This window comes from Rheinheimera lutimaris (assembly GCF_013283795.1).
In the GTDB taxonomy this organism is placed as follows: domain Bacteria; phylum Pseudomonadota; class Gammaproteobacteria; order Enterobacterales; family Alteromonadaceae; genus Alishewanella; species Alishewanella lutimaris.
Genome location: NZ_JABSOD010000003.1, coordinates 133,724 through 154,888, shown reverse-complemented (window position 1 = coordinate 154,888; position 21,165 = coordinate 133,724). Strand labels below are relative to the sequence as shown.

17 protein-coding genes are annotated in these 21,165 nt (G+C 50.8%); 6 read left to right on the top strand and 11 right to left on the bottom strand.

The window, feature by feature from the left end; all coding sequences use genetic code 11:
* Nucleotides 1–2,433 carry a putative bifunctional diguanylate cyclase/phosphodiesterase gene (locus HRH59_RS03920; RefSeq protein ID WP_173499967.1) on the top strand — a complete coding sequence of 811 codons (2,433 nt, stop codon included), beginning with the start codon at nucleotides 1–3 and terminating at the stop codon, nucleotides 2,431–2,433.
* An 18-nt stretch (nucleotides 2,434–2,451) separates the two neighbouring features.
* On the opposite strand, the gene HRH59_RS03915 is transcribed toward HRH59_RS03920, so the two are convergent.
* Complete coding sequence (locus HRH59_RS03915) at nucleotides 2,452–4,461, bottom strand: PhoX family protein (protein ID WP_173499966.1); 2,010 nt, start codon at nucleotides 4,459–4,461, stop codon at nucleotides 2,452–2,454.
* A 193-nt stretch (nucleotides 4,462–4,654) separates the two neighbouring features.
* Here HRH59_RS03915 and HRH59_RS03910 point away from each other — a divergent pair, with 193 nt between their 5' ends.
* Nucleotides 4,655–5,110, top strand: coding sequence for a GNAT family N-acetyltransferase (locus tag HRH59_RS03910; protein ID WP_173499965.1), 456 nt, complete (start codon nucleotides 4,655–4,657; stop codon nucleotides 5,108–5,110).
* Between the two features lie 48 nt (nucleotides 5,111–5,158).
* Here the strand turns inward: HRH59_RS03910 and HRH59_RS03905 are convergent, their stop codons facing one another.
* On the bottom strand, nucleotides 5,159–7,579 hold the full coding sequence (locus HRH59_RS03905) for a TonB-dependent receptor domain-containing protein (RefSeq protein WP_173499964.1): 2,421 nt from the start codon (nucleotides 7,577–7,579) through the stop codon (nucleotides 5,159–5,161).
* Between the two features lie 308 nt (nucleotides 7,580–7,887).
* Here HRH59_RS03905 and HRH59_RS03900 point away from each other — a divergent pair, with 308 nt between their 5' ends.
* Nucleotides 7,888–10,008 (top strand): TonB-dependent receptor family protein, encoded by a 2,121-nt coding sequence (locus HRH59_RS03900; RefSeq protein ID WP_173499963.1) that lies wholly within the window; start codon nucleotides 7,888–7,890, stop codon nucleotides 10,006–10,008.
* Between the two features lie 39 nt (nucleotides 10,009–10,047).
* Here the strand turns inward: HRH59_RS03900 and HRH59_RS03895 are convergent, their stop codons facing one another.
* The gene (locus tag HRH59_RS03895; RefSeq protein WP_173499962.1) at nucleotides 10,048–10,752 is read right to left on the bottom strand and encodes a 2OG-Fe(II) oxygenase; all 705 of its coding nucleotides are present in this window, start codon (nucleotides 10,750–10,752) and stop codon (nucleotides 10,048–10,050) included.
* A 14-nt stretch (nucleotides 10,753–10,766) separates the two neighbouring features.
* Between HRH59_RS03895 and HRH59_RS03890 the strand changes: the two genes are divergently transcribed.
* Together HRH59_RS03890 and ggt are read left to right on the top strand one after the other, a co-directional pair.
* Nucleotides 10,767–11,162, top strand: coding sequence for an acyl-CoA thioesterase (locus HRH59_RS03890; protein WP_173499961.1), 396 nt, complete (start codon nucleotides 10,767–10,769; stop codon nucleotides 11,160–11,162).
* A 92-nt stretch (nucleotides 11,163–11,254) separates the two neighbouring features.
* On the top strand, nucleotides 11,255–12,979 hold the full coding sequence (gene ggt / locus HRH59_RS03885) for a gamma-glutamyltransferase (protein ID WP_173499960.1): 1,725 nt from the start codon (nucleotides 11,255–11,257) through the stop codon (nucleotides 12,977–12,979).
* Here ggt and HRH59_RS03880 read toward each other — a convergent pair.
* The 8 genes from HRH59_RS03880 to HRH59_RS03845 all read right to left on the bottom strand — a co-directional run bounded on the left by HRH59_RS03880 (nucleotide 12,976) and on the right by HRH59_RS03845 (nucleotide 20,241).
* Nucleotides 12,976–13,527 carry an acyl-CoA thioesterase gene (locus HRH59_RS03880; protein ID WP_173499959.1) on the bottom strand — a complete coding sequence of 184 codons (552 nt, stop codon included), beginning with the start codon at nucleotides 13,525–13,527 and terminating at the stop codon, nucleotides 12,976–12,978. The two genes, ggt and HRH59_RS03880, sit on opposite strands and share 4 nt — an antisense overlap.
* Nucleotides 13,528–13,576: 49 nt before the next feature.
* Nucleotides 13,577–13,933 carry a DUF2288 domain-containing protein gene (locus tag HRH59_RS03875; RefSeq protein ID WP_173499958.1) on the bottom strand — a complete coding sequence of 119 codons (357 nt, stop codon included), beginning with the start codon at nucleotides 13,931–13,933 and terminating at the stop codon, nucleotides 13,577–13,579.
* Between the two features lie 6 nt (nucleotides 13,934–13,939).
* Nucleotides 13,940–15,289, bottom strand: a complete 1,350-nt coding sequence (locus HRH59_RS03870; RefSeq protein ID WP_173499957.1) for a sigma 54-interacting transcriptional regulator — start codon at nucleotides 15,287–15,289, stop codon at nucleotides 13,940–13,942.
* On the bottom strand, nucleotides 15,276–15,890 hold the full coding sequence (locus HRH59_RS03865; RefSeq protein ID WP_173499956.1) for a hypothetical protein: 615 nt from the start codon (nucleotides 15,888–15,890) through the stop codon (nucleotides 15,276–15,278). Before HRH59_RS03865 ends, HRH59_RS03870 begins: the two co-directional genes overlap by 14 nt.
* Nucleotides 15,887–17,305: a sensor histidine kinase gene (locus HRH59_RS03860; protein ID WP_173499955.1), complete on the bottom strand. Its 1,419-nt coding sequence runs from the start codon at nucleotides 17,303–17,305 to the stop codon at nucleotides 15,887–15,889. Before HRH59_RS03860 ends, HRH59_RS03865 begins: the two co-directional genes overlap by 4 nt.
* A gap of 133 nt (nucleotides 17,306–17,438) precedes the next feature.
* Nucleotides 17,439–17,639: a hypothetical protein gene (locus HRH59_RS03855; protein WP_173499954.1), complete on the bottom strand. Its 201-nt coding sequence runs from the start codon at nucleotides 17,637–17,639 to the stop codon at nucleotides 17,439–17,441.
* A 344-nt stretch (nucleotides 17,640–17,983) separates the two neighbouring features.
* On the bottom strand, nucleotides 17,984–19,210 hold the full coding sequence (locus HRH59_RS03850) for an adenosine deaminase family protein (protein ID WP_173499953.1): 1,227 nt from the start codon (nucleotides 19,208–19,210) through the stop codon (nucleotides 17,984–17,986).
* Nucleotides 19,211–19,278: 68 nt separating this feature from the next.
* Nucleotides 19,279–20,241, bottom strand: coding sequence for a LysR family transcriptional regulator (locus HRH59_RS03845; RefSeq protein WP_218573453.1), 963 nt, complete (start codon nucleotides 20,239–20,241; stop codon nucleotides 19,279–19,281).
* A gap of 80 nt (nucleotides 20,242–20,321) precedes the next feature.
* Here HRH59_RS03845 and HRH59_RS03840 point away from each other — a divergent pair, with 80 nt between their 5' ends.
* A complete protein-coding gene (locus tag HRH59_RS03840) occupies nucleotides 20,322–21,164 on the top strand; it encodes a type 1 glutamine amidotransferase domain-containing protein (protein WP_173499952.1) in 843 nt (280 codons plus the stop codon).
* Nucleotide 21,165 lies beyond the last annotated feature (1 nt).

Sequence of the window (21,165 nt, the reverse complement as noted above, 5' to 3'; positions counted from 1 at the left end):
ATGCCGCGCTATTTGAGTTTGTCGTGGAAAATTCTGCTGCTGATGCTCAGTATGCTGTTGATCCTGTTGCTGTGGTTTACCGGTTTATCCTTATTGCATATGAACGAACAATTCAGCCGGCAGCAAGCTCAGCGCAAAGCTCAGGGCCAGCAGTATTTTCAGTTTTACAGTCAGTCTTCAGCACAGCAATTACTTACCTGGTTACAAACCCAGGCCGAATTACAACAGTTGCATTTGGCAGATAACTTCGACCAGTTCGCTGCCGGTTTAGCTTTTCAACTGGAACCCCTGCAGCAGAACTTTGCTGTGCGCCAACTGAGTTTATTTGGCCCGCAGCAGCAATTGTTGTATCGCAGCAGTGCTGCGGTGCCGTCTGTCAGCAATGAATTGGTGGCGCGCACCCTGGCGGAACAAAGCCCGCAAGCTTTGGTCAGCTGCGATGTACACTGCGACAAAATACTTACGCTGCCGCTGCTAAACCGTCATGGCGAAGTGGCGGTGCTGCTGGTTAGTACTGATCTGACTGAAGTGCTGTATAACCTGCATCAGGCATTGGGCGTTGAAGTTGCCATATTGCACGATAGTACCGACAATAGCGGCAGTCAGCGTTTTACCCTGTTGCAGGCATCGGACCATCAGCTGTTGCAGCAACTGTATCAGGTATTGCCGGCGCAGTTTGACATGGCGCAGGCGCGTCGCGATGGCCTGGTGCTTACGCTGCAGCAACACAGTTACTATTTGCACTTTATTGCGCTGGACCCAACCGGAACAGATGCACATTTATTGCTGATGCTGGAAGATGTCAGCGCCGCAGTAACCGAGAATAAACACTACAGGCAGCGTATTATCGCCGTGGCGGTGGGCTGCTTTGTGGCCTTGTTGCTGCTTATTATGTTAGTTACCAGGCGCATCAGCCGGCGTATTCTGCAGTTGGCCAATGCCTTACCTTTACTGGCCAAACGGCGTTATGCTGATTTTCGGCAACAGAGCACATTGCCAGCCGGTTTATTACAGGATGAACTGACAACCTTCACCACGTCTGTAATGACGCTAAGCCACGAATTGGAAAATCTCGACCGGCAATTGGCCGAAAACACGGCCAGTTTGCAAAATATGGCCATGTTTGACCAGCTAACCGGACTGGCCAACCGCAATATGTTGCAATATCAATTGAGTTTGGCGCTGGCGGCGTTGCAACAGCAGCCGGGCTATGTCGGTTTATTGTTTCTGGATGTAGACAACTTTAAAAATATTAACAATAGCCGTAGCCATGCTGTCGGCGATAAGTTGTTAATTGAAACTGCCAAACGCCTGCAAAGCCTGGTGCGGCCTGCGGATATCGTGTGCCGCTTTGGCGGCGACGAGTTTGCTATCGTACTTCCCCATATAACGGCACCGGAGCACGCAGAGCAACTGGCAGCAAAGGCATTAGCGGTATTTGATGAGCAGTTTGCGCTTGAGCAGGGCGCTGTGTCACTGAGCGTCAGTATTGGCGTGGCTTGTAGTGCCGATGCCGGCTTTGCTGCAGAGGAGTTGATTCGCCGTGCTGATTTAGCTATGTATCAGGCTAAGAGTAACGGCCGCAACTGCAGCTTTGTTTTCGCGGAGCAGATGTCGTCTGATCTGGCAAATCGTATGCAGTTAGAGGCGGAGTTACGTCAGGCCATAGAGCAACAGCAGTTCAGTTTAAGCCTGCAGCCACAGGTTGATTTAATCAGCGGCCGGCTTTGTGGTTTTGAAGCTTTATTGCGCTGGCAGCATCCGCAGCGCGGTATGGTACCGCCGGATGAATTTATCAGTGTGCTGGAACAGGCACAGTTAATGACCGGTGTTGGTTACTGGGTATTTGAACGCAGTTGTCAGCACTGTGTAACCCTGATACAGCAAGGGCTGTCGCAGGTCGTGATTGCAGTTAACTTATCAGCGGACCAATTTCTCGACCGTAACCTGCCGGAAAACTTTGCCGCTATACTGCAAAAGTATGCGCTCAATGCTGCACATTTTGAGCTGGAGCTGACCGAAAGTACTCTGGTGAGTAATATCAATGAAACCCTGGATGTCATGCATCGCTTAAAAGCACTGGGGTTTGCCTTTGCTATTGATGATTTTGGTACCGGCTATTCGTCGCTGAACTATCTGAAACGCATGCCGGTAAGTACCATCAAGATAGACCGTAGTTTTGTTATGGGTATGCTGGATAATCCGGCAGATGAGCAGATAGTGGCTTCTACTATTGCTATGGTGCATAAACTGGGGCTAAAGGTGGTGGCCGAAGGCGTGGAATCGCTGGCGCATTTGCAGCTATTGCAGCGCTACAACTGTGACTTTGCGCAGGGCTATTATTTGTCGCGACCGTTACCTGAAACACAATTGGTTGATTTTGTTACCAACCAGGTATTGCAGCAAAAGTGGCCGGCGTCGCTGTTGCCATAACGCCGGCCTCATTAATCGTTAGCTACCGATAATACCGCCATCATCTTTGGTAATAACCACCGTTGCCGAGCGTGGCCGGTTGCTGCCGCCATCCGGCCAGTGGCTGGTAAAGTCGCCAGGGGCAGAGCGGTCGCCAGGGTGCTGAATATTCACAAACAATGTTTTCATATCCGGTGTGGCGCTGATACCGGTAACTTCGCAATCTGTCGGGCCAACCAAAAAGCGTTTTATTTGCCGTGTTACCGGGTCGGCTACCAGCATCTGGTTGTTACCAAAAGGCCCTTCACCTTGTTGTGAGCCACTCATATCGGTTTGGATCCACAGCAGACCATTTTTATCAAACCAAAGCCCGTCCGGGCTGGCTAAATGGTTGTCTTCAGTTAAGGTCAGCTCAGTATCCGGCGTTGCGGTGCCGACATCACCGGCCAGCAGAAAAATGTCCCAATCAAAGGCCATGGCAGCCTGAGTTTCACGTTCATGCCAGCGGATAATATGTCCGGTAACATTCGCTGCACGCGGGTTGGCGGCATCTGTCTGCTCGTCGGTGCGGCGGCTGTTATTAGTTAGGGTGAAGTAGACCTCGCCGGTATCCGGGTGTACTGCACCCCATTCCGGCCGGTCCATTTTGGTCGCGCCTGCCACATCGGCAGCTAAACGGGTATTGAGTAGTACATCGGCCTGATCGCTGAAAGTGACATTGGCAGCCGCAGCTTTCGCGGCAAAATCAGTGTTGTTAATGTCCAGCGCCAACCAATCACCGCTGCCGTCGTCATTAAAGCGGGCTACGTATAGGGTGCCGTCATTTAACAAATGACCGCCGGCGGTATTTTTATAGTAGGGCGCGGCAGAGACAAACTTGTAGATATATTCAAAGGTCGAATCATCACCGGAATACAGCACGACCGGCTTGCCTTCTTCCAATTTGCCAAAAATAATGCCTTCATGGCCGAAGCGACCCAGAGCCGTGCGCTTTTGCGGCACGCTGTCGGGATTAAACGGGTCAATTTCTACTATCCAGCCAAAAGTATTCGGTTCATTGCGGTAATCTTCTGTAGCGTCGGCGGCGACACTGCCGGCGTTAAAGCGCTGATACACATCAGCTGTTGGCGTGGCGGTTTCCCAGAAATAACGGCCGTTGGACGACGGCACGCCATAACGGCTGTGCTCGCGAGGCTGCTCTGCGTCGGCATTAACAAAGTAACCGGCCCAATTTTCTTCACAGGTTAAATAAGTGCCCCAAGGCGTAAAACCATTACCGCAGTTATTTAATGTACCGCGGGTGCGGCTACCGTCAGGGCTGTATTTGGTGATCACTTTGCTGCTGCCGCGCACCGGGCCACTGAGTTCCATCGGGGTAGCGCCGGTAATGCGGCGGTTAAACGGGCTGTTATTCACCAATTGCCAGTTGCCGTCGCTGTTTTGCTGGATATGCGCCACAGTAACGCCATGGGCAGCGATTTCTTTGCGCACCTGCTCGGCAGGGCGTGGCATGCTATCGATACCATTAGGATGGATCAGGTTGTGGTCGATATACTCGTGGTTAAACACCAACAAACCTTCAGTGGAGCTGGTACCGGCATTACGCGTATCAATAGGGAAGAAATGCATACCGTCATGGTGCATGCCAACTTGCTGCTCCTGCTCGGCCCCGGTGTTTGTCGCATCGGCTAAAAATGGCGGATAAGTGCCGGATAAAGGGGTACCCCAGGGTAAAAAAGCGCTGGCACTGTAACCTTGCGGTACTACTATAGCGTCGGCTCTGCCGGCTGCCACGGCAGTAAAGCCCAACAGCGGTGTGGTTGCTACCGGCGGTACGACCGGAGTTGGCTCGCCATCGTCACTGCTGCTGCACGCGGCCAGCGAGCCACCGAGCATTGCAGCGACAGCCGCGCCGACACTGCCTTTAAGGAAATTGCGCCGCGCCATCCGGCTGTCGACAATGGCGGCAAACGTAGGGTTTAGTGAAAAATTGGTTTGCGGGTCAACACCCGAGTTGTCGATACTGAGATTAGTTTTACTGTCTGACATTATTATTGCTCCGGGCGAAAACGGATTATTAGGCCGCTATATTTAACCGGTACTAAATGTCAAATTGGTTACAGAAAAATAGCAATTTTATGATGCTGTTACGCGCCCTACGTATTGCAGTGTTATTTCACGGGAGCGCGGGGCTTTTTCCTCTGGTATAGTAAGTGTTTTGTGCAGCGAGGGAACCGAATAAATGCAGTGGCAGGTACTAACTTTCGATGAATTAGACACTTATACGCTGTATAGCTTGTTGCAGCTGCGGGTGGACGTATTTGTGGTAGAACAAAATTGCCCTTATCCGGAGCTGGATGACAAAGACTTACATGCACAAACCCGTCACGTTATTCTGAAAAAGGGCGACAAGGTTATTGCGTACTCGCGTGTTTTGGCGCCGGGAGTCAGCTTTGACGGCTTTCCGGGGATAGGCCGCGTGTGCGTGTCACAAACGGCGAGGCGTTTGGGTCTTGGTCAGGTGCTGGTAGAAAAAACCCTTAGTGTTGCCGCAGAATTATGGCCGGATACCGATATTCATATTTCAGCGCAGTGTTATCTACAGCAGTTTTACCAGGATTTAGGCTTTAAGCCCGCCAGTGAGCCGTATCTGGAGGATGATATTCCGCATCTGAAAATGATTAAGCCGGTACACTGAACAATAAAAAGCCGCAACGGATGCGGCTTTTTCAATTACTGCAGCAGATTAGAAGCGTACGTTTACACCCACCCAGAAGTTACGCGCTTTATCTTTGTTATTGTAGTCATCAACAAAGCTTGCACTGTAACCATTTTCACCGTTGCTATCGTACACGCAGCTCGAAGCTGTCTCGTCACATTCGGTAAAGGCGATACTGTAAGTTGTGAAGTCACGATCCAGCAGGTTGTTAATCCGCGCATTAAAGGTTACTGACTCACTGGCCTGGTAAGAAGCACCCAGATGGAACACGTTATAGGCCTTGTAATGTAAGGCTTTATCGTTGTCGACATCCCATGAGCGGAAACGTTTGGTGCGGTACTCTGAGGTCAGAAATACATTCAGCTCGTCAGTCGCATCCCAGCTTAGCGTCAGGTTAGCCATATGCTTGGCGCTGTTGCCCAGCGGTTGGCCTTTGTTGGCGCCGCTTTTCTGCTCACTGTCGGTATAGGTGTAGTTAGCACGCAATGCTACGCTGTCGGTGGCTTGCCAACGGCCGGCCAGCTCAGCGCCCTGAATGGTAACTTTATCAATGTTGACGGTTTTGCTGCTGGTGGCATAGCCAAGATCGGCATATTCACCGGTTGGTGCACATTCAATATTGGTACCGGTACCGCATGGTTGTGAAGCGATTTTATCGTCAAAATCGTTCTTAAAGATGGTGGCGTTAAAGTTATGGCCGTTATGGTGTTGCCAGTAAGCTGCAATCTCGGTTGATACGCTGGTTTCTGCTTCCAGATCCGGGTTGCCGAATTGTGGTGAGGTGCCCTGACCACCAAAACCAATTACGCCATTGTACAGTTGGGTAGTTTTTGGTGTTTTGTAGCCGGTGCTGACACCACCTTTAATGGTCCAGCTTTCATTTAGCGTGTATACACCATATAAACGCGGACTCAACTGGCTGCCGAATACTTCATGGTCGTCACGGCGCAAGCCGGCAGTAATCGAGAAGGCTTGGGTTGCATCCCAGGTATCTTCAGCAAATACCGACCACATATTGTGTTCTTGCACAGCACCGGGTGTGCCGCTTTCCATACCAAATACGCCGTCTTCCAGCTCACCGCGGATCACCTGAGCACCTACTACTGCAATATGCTGGCCGGCTAGATCAAACGGCATATCCAGTTTGGCATCCAGCGTGTACTGATTGCTGGCCATAACCCGTTTTGCCCGCGGCAGGAAGGTAGCTTCAGCCAGGTCTTTGCGATCGTCTTCGCTGATACCGGCATAAATGCCTGTGCCGTCAAACATAGCAAGCAGCAGTTCACGCTCGCTGGTGGTAAACGGCAGGGTGCGGCCATGGTTTTGCGTATCAACATAAGATAACGACACAAAGCTGTTACCAAAATCCCATTTACCTTCGTGCGTTATTGACCAGGTATCTCGACTGAATTCCTGAGTCGGGCTATAACCGATACGTGGGTTGGCACGACGTGCCCATACACCGCCGCTGGCTTCACAAGCAGCCTGACGACTACCGCTACCGCCACGGCAAAAATTACCCGCAGCCCAAACACTGTCAATATTATCCACAGTGCCTACCGGATACTCTCTGGAGCCGTCATCGTTAATCAACGGTGTGTTGTCGTATTGTTGCTTAGATGTTTCAATATCAAGCCAAATGCTTTGGTTGCTGGCCGGAGTCCAGCTTAAGCGGCCGCCGAACACTTCGTTATCATTGTCGACCGTTTTACCGCCGCTACCGAAACCCAGCGAGCGGTTACGCACTTCGCCGTTAGGGTAAGCAACCGGGGCATATTGCGGTGTGGATGCCATGCGGTTGTAAAAACTGCCGCGCAGTGACATACCCAGTACACCCGGGATCAGCGGGCCCATTACGTTAAAGTCGGTGGTGATATCTTCGCCAAAGGCGTCATCAGTTTGCACGGTGCGGCTGTGGCTAACCGAGCCTACCCATTTATCGGTAACTTTTTTGGTAATAATATTGATAACGCCGCCCAAAGCATCTGCGCCGTATAAAGTAGATGCCGGGCCACGGATAACTTCAATGCGATCTACCGCATCCAGTGGCGGGATATGACCGAACTGGTTGCCGCCAAAGTTATTCGGATAAATGTCGCCGTGGTTATTCTGCCGTTTACCGTCAACCAGTATCAGGGTGTAGTCTGACCCCATGCCGCGCATGCTGATACTACCCTGGCCGGTTTTATCGCGGGTTTCGCCGATATCTACCCCTTCTAAATCGCGTACCGCATCCAGCAGAGTGGTATAAGGCCGTTTAGCCAATTCTTCCTGAGTGATCACGGAAATACTGGCCGGCGCGTCTACCAGTTTTTGCTCGAAGCCCGAGGCGGTAACCACGATAACTTCCATATTGTAATCCGGTGCGGCGGCAAGCTCTGCCTGAGCTGACGGTAGCGCAAAAACAGCGGCCATGGCGCACGCCAGAGTGGTAGGGCGAAACAACATTTTTAACTCCTTTAACAGTGTTCTTCAGGCAGGGATGCCGGGCTGGAACGTAAAGTTTCGTAAATAGTTTAACGAATGATAATTATTATCATTGCTAAGATCAATCAATATAATTTTACCTCTAGCCAGACTGGTTGATGGAAATGTATTCTTATGCATTTAATTATCAAAAAATTAACATGGATATTTGTAGTGGGAACGGCTCGTTTCTCACAATAGAAACAAGGCTATGAATGCGATTGATTCGCATTTTTTACTGTGTTCTAATTGCGTGCATTAAAGCCGAATTGTTAATAAACGGAGTTTTTATGGGTAAATTATCTTTGAGCCTGCTTTCTGTGGCGCTGATGTCTGCGTATGCGACAGCTGCAGAGACTGAGCTGAACGCTATTGAGCGGGTGAGTATTATCGGCTCGTCACAGGCAGTTAACGATATTCCCGGCTCTGCCGGTTACATTTCACAGCAAGATTTAGATACATTCAGTTATACCGATATATCCCGGGTGCTGGCCACTACACCCGGCGTTTATGTGCAGGAAGAAGATGGTTATGGTTTGCGGCCAAATATCGGTATGCGAGGCACCGGTACCGGGCGCAACGACAAAATTACGGTAATGGAGGACGGAGTATTAATTGCACCGGCGCCTTATGTTGCACCTGCCGCGTATTACTTTCCAACTACCGGCCGGCTGGAAGCGGTAGAGATTATTAAAGGCTCGTCGTCGGTGAAGTATGGCCCGCGTACGACCGGAGGTGTGTTGAATCTGGTATCACGCAGTATTCCGCAAGCCGCACTGGCCGGCCGCCTTGACGCCGCGCTGGGGCAAGATGGCTTTCGTAAGCTGCATGGCTTTGTTGGTGGCGAGCGCGATAACTTAGGTGCGGTAATAGAAGGTTATCACTATGGTGCCGATGGCTTTAAAGACTTACCCGACGGCGCTGGCACCGGCTTTGAAAAAACCGACTTGCTGGCTAAGTTTGCCGGCCGCTTTGGCCGCAATGACGCGCACAAACTGCAGTTAAAGTTAAGCTACGCTGATGAAACTTCAGACGAAACCTACGCCGGTTTAACCGATGCCGACTATCAGGCAACGCCTTATCGCCGTTATGCCGCGTCGCAAAACGATGTAATGAATACCGAGCATAAAGGTTACCAGCTAAATTATCAGTACGACCTGGCAAACGGTGCGCAATTCAGCACTACTGCTTATTTAAATGATTTCAGCCGTAACTGGTATAAAGCGAATCAGGTTGGCCTGGCTAATTTACAGGCATACTCTGCATTTGAAGCGGCTCCTACGGTTGAAGGTATTAATGTCAGCATTCGTGCCAACAATCGTGGTTACGAGTCAAAAGGTATCCAGTCAGAATTCACCCTGCCATTGGCAGCGCACCAACTGACTTTTGGTGGCCGTTTACACCAGGACGAAGAAGATCGCTTTCAGTGGGATGATATTTACCTGCTGGGGCAGGATCTGGGCATGACGCTGACCAGTGCCGGTGTGCCGGGCACTCAGGATAATCGCACTGCATCTGCCGATGCGTTAGCCTTATATGTGCATGATGAATGGACCATTGATAATCTGGTAGTCAGTGGTGGTCTGCGCTATGAAGATATCGACACTGAAACACAAAATTGGAACCGTGCGCCAGACCGCAGCGGTGTCTCTACCGTGCGTAAGGCAGGTAGTTCAATTGTGCTGCCGTCAATTGGCGCTACTTATCGCCTGAACGACCAGATCGTATTATTGGCCGGCGTGCAAAAAGGTTTCGCCCCGGCAGCACCGGCGAATGCTGAACAAAAAGAAGAAGAGAGCATCAATGCCGAACTGGGGCTGCGCTATCAGCGTGGCGAGCGTCAGGCAGAGGTGCTGCTGTTTAGCTCGAAATACGACAATATGCATGGCAACTGTACAGCCAGCGTAGGTTGTAATCCGGATAATATCGGTGATCAGTTTAACTTTGGTGAAGTGGTGGTTAATGGGGTGGAATTCAGCAGCCGGCATGAATATCAGCACCAACATTACCGCATCCCGGTAAAGTTGAGCTACACCTTTACCCACAGTGAATTTCAATCTGATTTTGACAGCGGCATTTTCGGTACTGTTAAAAACGGTGATGAAATGCCTTACGTGCCGCAGCATCAGGCCAGCCTGGAATCCGGCATAGAGGCAGAACGTTATACAGTGTTGGCACGGTTGCGTTATGTGTCTTCGGCACACGCCAGTCTGGATGAGGCTGGTTTAGATGCCATTAACAGCCGTACTGTACTGGATTTGTCGGCTAAATATAATGTAACGCCCAACCAGCAGTTGTACTTTAACGTAGACAACCTGCTGGATAGAACCTACATTGCTAACCGTGCTAATGGTGGTATCCAGCCGGGTAAGCCCCGTACCTTATCAGTAGGTTACCGGCTGGATTTCTAGCCGGGTTTCATTAAAAAGCCCGCAAGGGCTTTTTAATACTCAGCGCTGTGGCGGGCCGTAAATTTGCTCGGCGGTATTAAACAGGATCCAACTGGTTAAAATGTATTTATCGTTTGATACCGGCACACAACCGCGATGGGTGTGGGTAAAGTAGGCCGGTGCTATCACCATGCTACCGGCCTTGGGTTTAATACTTTTGTTTTGGTAATAGAACTCGGTTTGGCCGCCTTCAGCTACATCATTTAAGTAAAACATAAACAGCAAGGTGCGGTGTAATGGCTCTGTGCTGCCTTGTTGCGGGTACACTTCGCTGTGCCAGTAGCCGTAGTTGCCTTTTCCTGCTTCGTACTTCTGCGCCTGGATATTGCCCAGGCGAAACAAGGCACGGATAAAGTCCATGGTTTTCGGCTCGCCCAGCTCAGCAAAGTTGTCGTGAGTAATGGCGGTAGGCTGGCCGGTTTGCGGGTGGGCGATAGTTAAGCCCAGGGGGCCAATGAGCGCGAAGTGGTACTTTTTAAAATACTCGCAGGCATAGCGCGTGGTTGCTTCCCAAATCACCTTCATAAATGGCTGGTACTCCGCGTGCTGGTATAAGTACAAGTCGGTACTGATTTTTTTACTGGTATCGACGCCTGAACCAGTGCGGCCGGCAGTTGTGTGCGGGCTGGCATCAAAGGCGTTAATCAGCTGTTGGCAAAATTCGCTGCTTAACGCATTATCGTACACCTCAATAAAATCAGTCATCAGGTAACCTTGTTATGTGGCAAGACAATTTCTCTCCGCGTTTCTCTGACACGGATGCACTCGGACATATCAACAATACCGTGTTTGCGGTGTGGTTTGAAGGTGCCAGACAAGGCGTTTTTGAAATTTTTACTCCACAGCTTAATTTGAAGCAATGGCCGCTGATTGTGGCCAGCGTAAAACTGGAGTACCACGCCCAAACACATTACGGCAAAGCGGTAGAAATACGCACTTATATCAGCCGTATCGGTGGCAGCTCGTTCGATGTGTATCAGGAAGCCTGGCAGGCAGGGGTAAAGACGGTGTCGGGAACTGCGGTAATGGTGCAATTCGATTATGCCGGCAACAAAGCAGTCGCTATTACGCCGCAGCAAAAACAACAGCTTAATTTACACCTGCACAGCGCGTAAACATCGCAGGCAGCGTTTCACTGGTCGTAAAGCTCTGGTATGGTAAGCCGTGGCTGAGTAAGGTCAAGATAACAAAAATAACGGAGTCTGCTATGAAAAGCCTGTTTACCGGTGTTGTTACCGGCTTAAGTTTAGTACTGGCCACCGCGGCACACGGCTATGACCGTATTACCGGCGCCGAATTTGCCAGTCGCTCTGAAGTTATTGCCCCCAATGTTATGGCCGCAACCAGTCAGCCTTTAGCCACTCAAATTGCACTGGATATTATGCGCCGTGGCGGTAATGCCATTGACGCCGCCATTGCCGCGAATGCAGCCCTGGGGTTGATGGAGCCTACCGGTAATGGTATCGGTGGCGATCTGTACGCCATAGTCTGGGATGCCAAGACACAAAAATTGCACGGTTTAAATGCCTCGGGCCGCTCTCCACTGAGTTTAAGTTACGATATGTTGGCGCATGAGCTGCAAAAGCTTGGCCGCACCGATTTGCCGCCACACGGCATGTTGCCTATCAGTGTACCAGGCGCAGTAGACGGCTGGTTTGAGCTGCACCAAAAGTTTGGCAGTATGCCGATGGCAGATGTTCTGCAACCGGCCATTGGCTATGCTGAACAGGGTTTTCCGGTCAGTGAATTAATTGCGTATTACTGGGATCGCAGTGTGCCGGTGTTAAGCCCGCAACCGGGCGATTTTGTCGGTACCTTTACTATCAACGGTAAAGCGCCGGTGAAGGGCGAAATGTTTAAAAACCCGGCATTGGCCAATACGCTGAAGCAGCTTGCTGTTAAAGGCCGCGATGCCTTTTATAAAGGCGATATCGCAGTAGAAATTGACCGCTTTATGCGTGCCAACGGCGGCTATTTGCGCTTTGCTGATTTTGCTAACCACCGCTCAAGTTGGGTAGAGCCGGTAGGAGTAGACTACAAAGGCTACACCCTGTGGGAGTTGCCACCGAATGGTCAGGGCATAGCCGCGCTGCAAATGCTGCAAATTCTGAAGAACTTTGATTTAAAAGCCAGTGGTTTTAACACGCCGCAAAGCCTGCATCTGCTGGTTGAAGCAAAAAAACTGGCGTTTGAAGACCGCGCCAAATTTTATGCCGACCAGGACTTTAACCAGGCGCCGGTAGCAGGGTTGATTTCGGCAGAATACGGCCGCGAGCGGGCGAAGTTAATTGGTGATAAAGCGGCAAAACGGGTTGATGCCGGTAATCCGAATTTGTATCAGGGCGACACTATTTATATGACCACCGCCGATAAACACGGCAATATGGTGTCGTTAATTCAAAGCAATTACCGTGGTATGGGCTCTGGCGTGGTAGTGCCCGGCCTTGGCTTTGTGTTTCAGGACCGCGGCCAGCTGTTTTCTATGGATAAGCAACACGCCAATGTGTATGAGCCGGGTAAACGACCGTTTAATACTATTATTCCGGCTTTTATTACTAAAGACGACAAACCGTTGGTGAGTTTTGGCGTAATGGGTGGTGCGATGCAGCCACAGGGCCATGTGCAAATTCTGATTAATATGGCCGATTACGGCATGAACCTGCAGGAAGCCGGCGATGCCGCACGCTGGCAGCATTTGGGTAGCACCGAGCCAACCGACAGCAGTGAGATGTACCTGCAAAACGGTGGCTATATTGAAGTAGAGCGTGGCATACCTTATGAAACCGTACGCGAGCTGATGAAAAAAGGCCACGATGTACGCTATGGCTTAGGTGGCTATGGCGGTTACCAGGCCATTATGCGCGATCATGCTAATGGCGTATGGATTGGCGCGTCAGAATCACGCAAAGACGGCCAGGCGGCAGGCTACTAACCCAACTGCACCTGTACCTGATAATTGGCGGTGATCTGCGTTATAGCCTGTTGCATATCACCGTCAAAGTCGGCGCACAGTTCAGCATAGCTGTGGCGTAGCTTTAACCGCTGTGTGGTTTTAACAAAGCGCAGCACTTCTTCTTTGCTGGTTAAAATCAGCCGCGGCACCCGCACGTTATTACCCTGTTCATCTTTGGCAATCATGCTGAAATAAGATGAATTACAGTGCTTTATTTTGCCGGTTTGGATGTTTTGCGCTTCCACGCGAATACCCACCACCATAGAGCTGTTGCCAACGAAAATCACCGAGGCTTTTAACGTTACCAGCTCGCCGACTTCAATCGGGTTTAAAAAGTCTACCCGGTCGACCGAGGCGGTGACGCAGTATTTACCACTGAACTTAGAACCACAGGCAAAGGCAATTTGATCCATCAAGGACAACAAATAGCCACCATGAATTTTACCGCTGAAATTAGAGTGTGATGGCAGCATCAGCTGCGACAATGTAACGCGGGAGCTGCTGCTTTTTTTATACAGATCAGTCATTGTCTGTTTGCCTTTAAGTACAATAGGTTAGCTTCAGTGTAGCAGAGCTTTAGTTCAGCTCGTTAGCCAGCGGTTTATGTTGCACCAACACCCAGGGGGAAATCACCACTGCCCACAATTCGGTTTTATTATTAAACCATAGCTGCGCCTGCTGCTCTGTAGTGCGGCCCAGCAGACCACCGGCCAGCCAATCAGCCACCAGTGCCTTATCATCGCAGCTAAAGGCAAAAGCAGCTTCAACCAGATCCAGTGTAGGCTCTACGCTGATCACTGAACCTGCGGCATAGAACTTTTGTAGCTCCAGCCAGTTAATTCGTGCGGTTTCGCTGATAATTTTGGCTTTTATCAGTTCAGGGTTATGTTCATCATCAATAAGATGCGCATCTGGTGGTGTGATTGCAGTCATAAAAGTTTACTCGATTTCATCGCCTTGTTCAGCTACCTGCGCGGCGCTGAGTTCGTGCTTTTTCAATAATTTATAAAAGTCGGTGCGGTTGCGCCCGGCCAGCTCGGCGGCCCGCGTAACGTTACCTTCAGTCATTTGCAGCACCCGGATTAGGTATTGTCGCTCAAACTGATCGCGTGCTTCGGTCAGGCTGGGCCAGTAGCTGCTGTCTTGTGACAATGCTTGCTCTACCTGGGCCGCACCGATTACCGGGCTGTGGGTTAAGGCAACACATTGTTCTACTACGTTAACCAGTTGGCGCACATTACCCGGCCATTTGGCGGTCGCCAGCAACTGCATGGCATCATCAGAAAAACGGGTGACATCTACCTGATGACGTTCAACGCTGAGTTGCAACACATGGCGGGCCAACAGCGGGATATCTTCCGGCCGTTGTTCCAGGGTGGGCAATTGCAGGTTAACTACGTTCAGCCGGTAGTATAAATCTTCACGAAAGCTGCCATCGGCCATCGCCTGCTGTAAGTCGCGGTGTGTGGCCGACAGCACCCGCACATTAATGGGGATAGTTTTAGCGCTGCCCACCGGGCGGATCTGCCGTTCCTGTAAAGCCCGTAACAATTTAACCTGCAGCGACACCGGCATATCACCAATTTCATCTAAAAACAGCGTGCCACCATCGGCCTCACGAAACAAACCGCCGTGCTCTGTTACTGCCCCGGTAAAAGCCCCTTTGGTATGGCCAAACAGTTCAGATTCCAGCAAATGTTCCGGCAGGGCACCACAGTTTATTGCTACAAAGGGTTTGCCGGCGCGCGGGCTGGCGTTGTGAATGGCTTTAGCCAACAGTTCTTTACCGGTGCCGCTGGCGCCGGTGATCAACACACTGACATCGCGCTGCGCCACACGGTAGCTTTGCTCCAGCACATCTTCCATTAACTTGCTGCGGGTAATAATGTCGGCGCGCCAGCCGGCTTGTTCCGGCACCGATTGGTGCACCGCATTTTGCAGAATATCGCGCAGCTCATTGGTGTTAAGTGGCTTGGTTAAAAAGCCGAACACACCACGCTGAGTGGCGGCAACGGCCTCCGGAATAGAACCGTGTGCGGTCATAAGTACCACCGGCAAACCGGGATAGCGTTTAGCTATTTCGTCAAACAGGCTCATGCCATCCAGTCCCGGCATACGCAGATCGCTTAGCACAACATCAACGCTGTTTTTGCCCAGTAACGGTAAGGCGGCCTCGGCTGAGTCGGCACTGATCACCTGATAACCTTCACCTTCGAGGCGCAGCGTGAGCAGGCGCAGTAAGCTGGGGTCGTCGTCTACCAGCAGCAAGCGTGGTTTAGGGCTGGCCATTATTGTCCTCCGGTTGGGGAACCTGTACCGGCTGATTTAGCTGCGCTTCTATTTGCGTCAGCGCATCTATCTTCTTTTGTAACTCTTTGTTGGTCTTTTGCAGTCGTTCCAGGTTGTCATGCTGCTGGGCATTAAGCCTTGTTAATGCGCTTACCGCCGACTCGGCTTCCAGCAGCTTTTGATTAAATGCCAGATCCCAGCTGAGCAAGGCGGCTAACGGCGCCGGCAGCTGCGCTAATTGCTCAGCCGACTGCATTTGCACCCGCAACCGGGTTAAATAGGGTGTGTCCGGGTGAAGTTGTAAAATAGTGCGTTTCAGCGCCCATATTTCATCCTGGCTGGTGTCTGCCAGCAGGTTATCGCGCTCTTCATTCATCCGGCCTAACATCGCTGCGCGGTAGTTTACCCAGGCTTGCAGTGTAGCGGCATCATCGGCTATGGCCAGTGGTGTTGCCACCGGCTCCGGTTCCGGCAAGGTGGGCGTTGACGGTTCCGGTTGTACCACCGGCTCTGCCGGTGTGGTATCCGGTGGCGGTGGTGGTACAAGCAACTGGCAGCCGTTTAATAACAGCAGCAGGCTAATAATAAATCCGCTTTTCATGCGTTTTTTTCCTCTAACAAGGGGAGCCGCACCCGAATACAGACGTCGGCATAAATTACATCAACAATGTCGGCGTGGCCACCTAACAGGCGCGCACAATCTGCCACTATCGACAAGCCTAAACCGGAGCCTTGCACTGCGTCAAAACGCGCAGTAGTGCCACGCTGAAACGGCTCAAACAGTTTCTCCCGCAATGCGGTGGGTATCGGGTTGCCGTTATTGGCAACATCTAACACCAGTTGGTGCTCTTGTTGGTACAGTTTTACCCATACCGGGCTGTCCTGGCCGCCATAGGCCTGAGCATTATTAATCAGGTTGTCCAGTATACGCCGGAACAGGGTGGCGTCGGTATAAATTGCACTTAACTGACAGCTTAGCTCGATACTTTGGCCGCGTTGTTGTAATGACAAGGCATGGTCGTTAAAGCAGTCGGTAAACAATTGCTGCGGCGAATGCCAGTCTGGCTCTGGTTTAGCCTGTTGCAATAAGCGGTTGTAGTCCAGTAATTGCTCGGTTAATACACTCAGCCGGTCGGCGCTGCCATTAAGCAAGCCTACCACTTCCAGTTGCTGTTTATTTAATGGCCCTACCAACTGTTCGCTTAACAAGGCGCAGCCTTCGCGAATACTGGACAGCGGTGTTTTTAGCTCATGCGAGGCATGGCGCAGTAAAATCAGCCGCAGTGCCTCTAATTGTTGTAAACGTGAGCTGAGCCAGCGCAGCTGTTCACCTAATTCGGTCAGCTCACGCGGGCCGGTAAGTTTTTCATCCGGGAACTGATGTTGCTGACCGATAGCGCGGATCATCTTATCCAGCTTGCGCACCGGCGCGGTAATACGCCCCGACGCCCATAGCACCAGCAGCAGTGTTAATAACACCAGTGCTACCGTTTGCCAGGCCAGCTGTTGTTGGCTTTCTACTACAAAGCGTTGCTGTTGCTGCAGATTTTGCTCCAGCAGCAGCCAAATTTGTTGCGTGAGTTGCTGCTGTTGTTGGCGAAACTGTTGTACCACCGGTTCCAGCTGCGGCCCGGTCAGGCTGGCAAAGTTATCCAGCAACAGTGTCAGTTGATACTGTTGTTGCCGGCACAGTTGTGGTTGGCCAATATTGTCACACACTTGCTGTAACAGGGTACCGTAGCTGTCGAGGTGGCTGCGGGCAACCCGGGCCAGTGCATCGGTTTTTACCACCGCATGCTGGCGCACCGCCCGCTCAATATCCACCACCAGGTTTTGCATGTTTTCAGCACGGCGCACACTGGCGACAGAGGATTCTGCTTCCGTTACCGCATTGCGGCTTACACCACTTAAGGCTTTGTGGCTTTGCCACATCAATACTGCCACCGGAATTAAGGCGAGAAAGAAACTCAGCAATACCAGTTGGCGTAACGAAGCCGTTTGAATTGAAAAGCGCATAATGTTCTGTCTTAGCCGCAAGGGCGCTAAGCATACCCTATTTTAGCGGCAAAAAAAAAAGGCCGGTGGGGTTCCGGCCTTGCAAAAATTCAGCGAAAGCCGCTGAACTCATGGGATCGTCAGCTAAAACGGCTTAAGCCGCTTTAGCCATATACTCCGGTTGATACTGTATAACCGGGCGTGGTTGAGCAAATACCGGTTGGGTTGCCGTTGTTTGCGCCTGTTCCCAAGCCAGTACACTGTCATTGTTCAGATTAACGCGGCGCAGCATAGTGACTACTATCGCTACATTCGCCAGTAAAAATAACACTGTACCCAGTAAGAAAAAGTCCATAACAACCTCCGTAAGGTGCAGCCTTTACTTCGTTTGGCTGCGTTAAGACGGTTAAAAGGAGAATGTGGCAAAGGCAGTTTCTGCTGTATCTGATTGCGCTTGCGACATTCTCCTGTAGCGTCGCTTACAATAGGTAATGCAGGGGCTGTGCCAACTTTGAATTATGATTAATTGTCATTATTAATCAGGTGTTTAGAATTGTTTTGTGCGGTGTTGGTGCGCGGCGGGAAAATTAACTGTCGCTGTTTGGCAACAGTTAATTTGCCTAAAAAATAAAGTTGTTATTTATCAATTGGTTACACTGTATGTTTTTGGCGACACAACTCTTATATTATTGATTTTATTCAGATAAATCCATAACGTTTCGCTACGCGGTCAAAATATTCCAGGCAGTGCTTGGCATATTCACGTTTTTCCACATAGGTCCCCGGAAAAAAGCTCTTTTTAAAACCGTAAGCCACCATGTCTTTTAAGCGCTTAAGCGGAATATCAAAGTTATCCAGTGCCAGTTGGTATTCTTTGCTCACTGTGGTGTTAGACACCAGCCGGTTGTCGGTGCAAATAACGGTAGCAATGCGGTTATCCAGCATATCTTTAAATTTATGCTGCTTAATATCGCTGATAGCGGGGTTAGTTTGCAGGTTACTGGTTAAGCACACTTCTATCGCGATGCGCTTATCGGCAATATAAGAGGCCAGGTTGCGGATATAAGCGGCTTTATCACTGATGTCGGGGTGCGAAATCATTTCCGGGATAAACATTGAATAACCATGGCCGATACGGTCGGCATAGCATTCGGTAATGGCTTCAAATACGCTTTCAGCGCCATAGGCTTCACCGGCGTGCAGGGTTTTCAGTAAAAAGTGCTGATGGGCGTATTCATACACTTCTTTAAACTTACCGGCCGGATAGCCACTTTCCTGGCCGGCTAAATCCAGCCCGACGATAGGAACACCCGCTTCGTCGCGCAGCCGCACACTGGCGCGCACCAGCTCCATTGCTGCCAGTTTTATTACGTCCATCGGCGCAAAATCGCGCATCAGTTGAAACAGATTGGTGTAGTACGGCGAGAAGCCTTTGTCGCCAAACATCCGCATGGCGCAGTTAATAATGCCGTAAGCAAAAGGCGGTTTTTGGCCGCTCAGCACCACCTCAGTGGCATTGTATTCCTGCATAGCGCGCTTTAAACCGTCATTCACAGCATGCATAACACGGTCAAAGTCGATGCCGTTGGGCAGATCTATTAACAACTGTGGCGCAAAGCGCACTTCAATATAGTTTACGCCTTCCAGTTGGTTGTCTATTGCCAGTTCATAAGCGGCACGTTCTAAGTTCTGCATATCGCGCAGCACAGCACAGGTGTACTGAAAACAGTGCAGGTATTCACCCAGGTTGTTGTATTTTTCTTTAAACACCAGCTGTTTTAAGCCTTCCACGGTGTCTGCAGGCAGCTTGGTGCCGGTGCGCTTGGCCATCTCAATTAAGCTGCTAAGGCGCAGGCTGCCATCCAGATGCAGGTGTAAATCAGACTTGGGCATCTCTTTAATAAATTCAGCAGAATAACGTGGCATAGCGGCTCCTTAACAAATACTTGCAGCTAAGTGTATCGCAATTCCCGCGGTTTTCGTTGGCAAAGCGGTTAGCTGGCGGCATATTTATTTAAATTGGCAAACGCCATCAGGATATCTTTGGCGTAGCTAACGCGCGGGTGCTTAAGGGCACCTTTGCGCCATACCAGATAAATAAAGTTCTCTGGCCCGGGCTGACCTAATTGCACTAACCCGGCATTTTTTATCGCCTCGCGGCATAAGTAATCCGGCAGTACGCTGTAGCCAATGCCGGCTTTTACAATACCGGCAATGGCGCGGATATCGGGACAAATAGCCGCAATTGGCGATTGGCAGTTATCGTTAAACACCGCATTAAAGTAATGGCGGATCAGCGGCAGGGTGGGGTCGTAGCTGACCACCGGGTATAACCGCAGCTGCTCTGCGCTAAGTGCCTGTTGTGACAGCTGTGCGCCGGTAAAACGGTTGGCTACCAGCATCAGCCGCTCGCTATCAATAATCTGGTAGTCATATACCGCCGGATCCGGCGTTGAGGCGGTAATGGCCAGCTCAGCCGTGCCGTCGGCCAGCAACTGGTAAATACGGTCTTTATTACCAATATGCACCACCAGGTTTACCTCACCGGCTTGCAGTAAGTTTGCAAACTGTGCGCCGGCAATATGGCTGATATATTCCGCCGGGCCTGCAATGTTCAGTGTGCCGTATACCGCATTACTGCGATTACGCACCGAAGCCAGTTTTTGCTCTACTGCATCTAAATGCGTGGACACCTGCAGTGCTAAATCGTGCGCGGCGGCGGTGGGTTCTACCCCGCGGGCTTTGCGCTCAAATAAGGCAAAACCCACCAATGACTCAATGCTTTGAATATGCGCGGTAGCGGCCGGCTGTGACAAGCCCAGGTTAGCGGCGGCTTTGGTAATAGTGCCGCAGCGATACACTTCGACAAAGGTACGTAATTGCACAAAGTACGACATAAAACCCCAGCCATCAGAAATATGATGGCTGATGGTAAAAGAGCTGAGTTCTAACTGCAAGCGTAACGGCTTAAGCTGACATCACTGAATAACGCGTCGGGAATATCCTCAGCGCGTTTTGCCTAAAAGGAAACGATTATATGCTTAAGCGCACTCTGTTATCAGTGGCCATGGTAAGCCTGTTTAGCCAGGCGGCGTTTGCCGGCGACAGCAAAGGTCAAATTCTGGTGTTGTTATCCAGCGAAAGCCAGATGCAACTGCAAGACGGCAAAACACTGAGCACCGGTTACTATCTCAACGAGTTTGGTGTACCGGCCGATGCCTTTATTACTGCCGGTTACGAGCTGATATTGGCCACGCCAAAAGGCAATGCGCCGGCGGTGGATGAAAAGTCGGTAACGGTGCAATACTTCGGCGGTAGCGAGGCTGAAATGCAGCGTATCAGCAAGGTGGTTGCGGCTATTCCCGGTATTGACGATACGCTGTCATTAAAAGAAGTGATTGCCAACGGCCTTGCGCAATACGAAGCGGTATTTATTCCGGGTGGCCACGCACCGTTAATCGATTTAGCCAACAACCCTGAAGTAGGCACCATTCTTAAGCATTTTAATGCTGAGGCTAAACCTACTGCGGCCATTTGCCATGGCCCGATAGCGCTGTTATCCGCCCAGCAAAACCCGCAGGCGTTTCAACAGGCGCTGGTGCAACAAAGCCCGGCTACAGCGACTAACTGGATTTATGCCGGTTACAAGATGACAATTTTCTCTGATGCAGAAGAAACCGTATTTGAAGGCTCATTAAACGGCGACAAACTGCAATATTATCCTGGTAAAGCCATGCAACAAGCCGGCGGTGCTATGCAATACAGCGCAGCCTGGACGCCGAATGTGGTGGTAGATCGTGAGCTTATTACCGGGCAAAACCCGTTTTCAGACAAAGCCCTGGCTGACGCCGTACTGGCGCAGCTGGAACAACAGCGTTAAG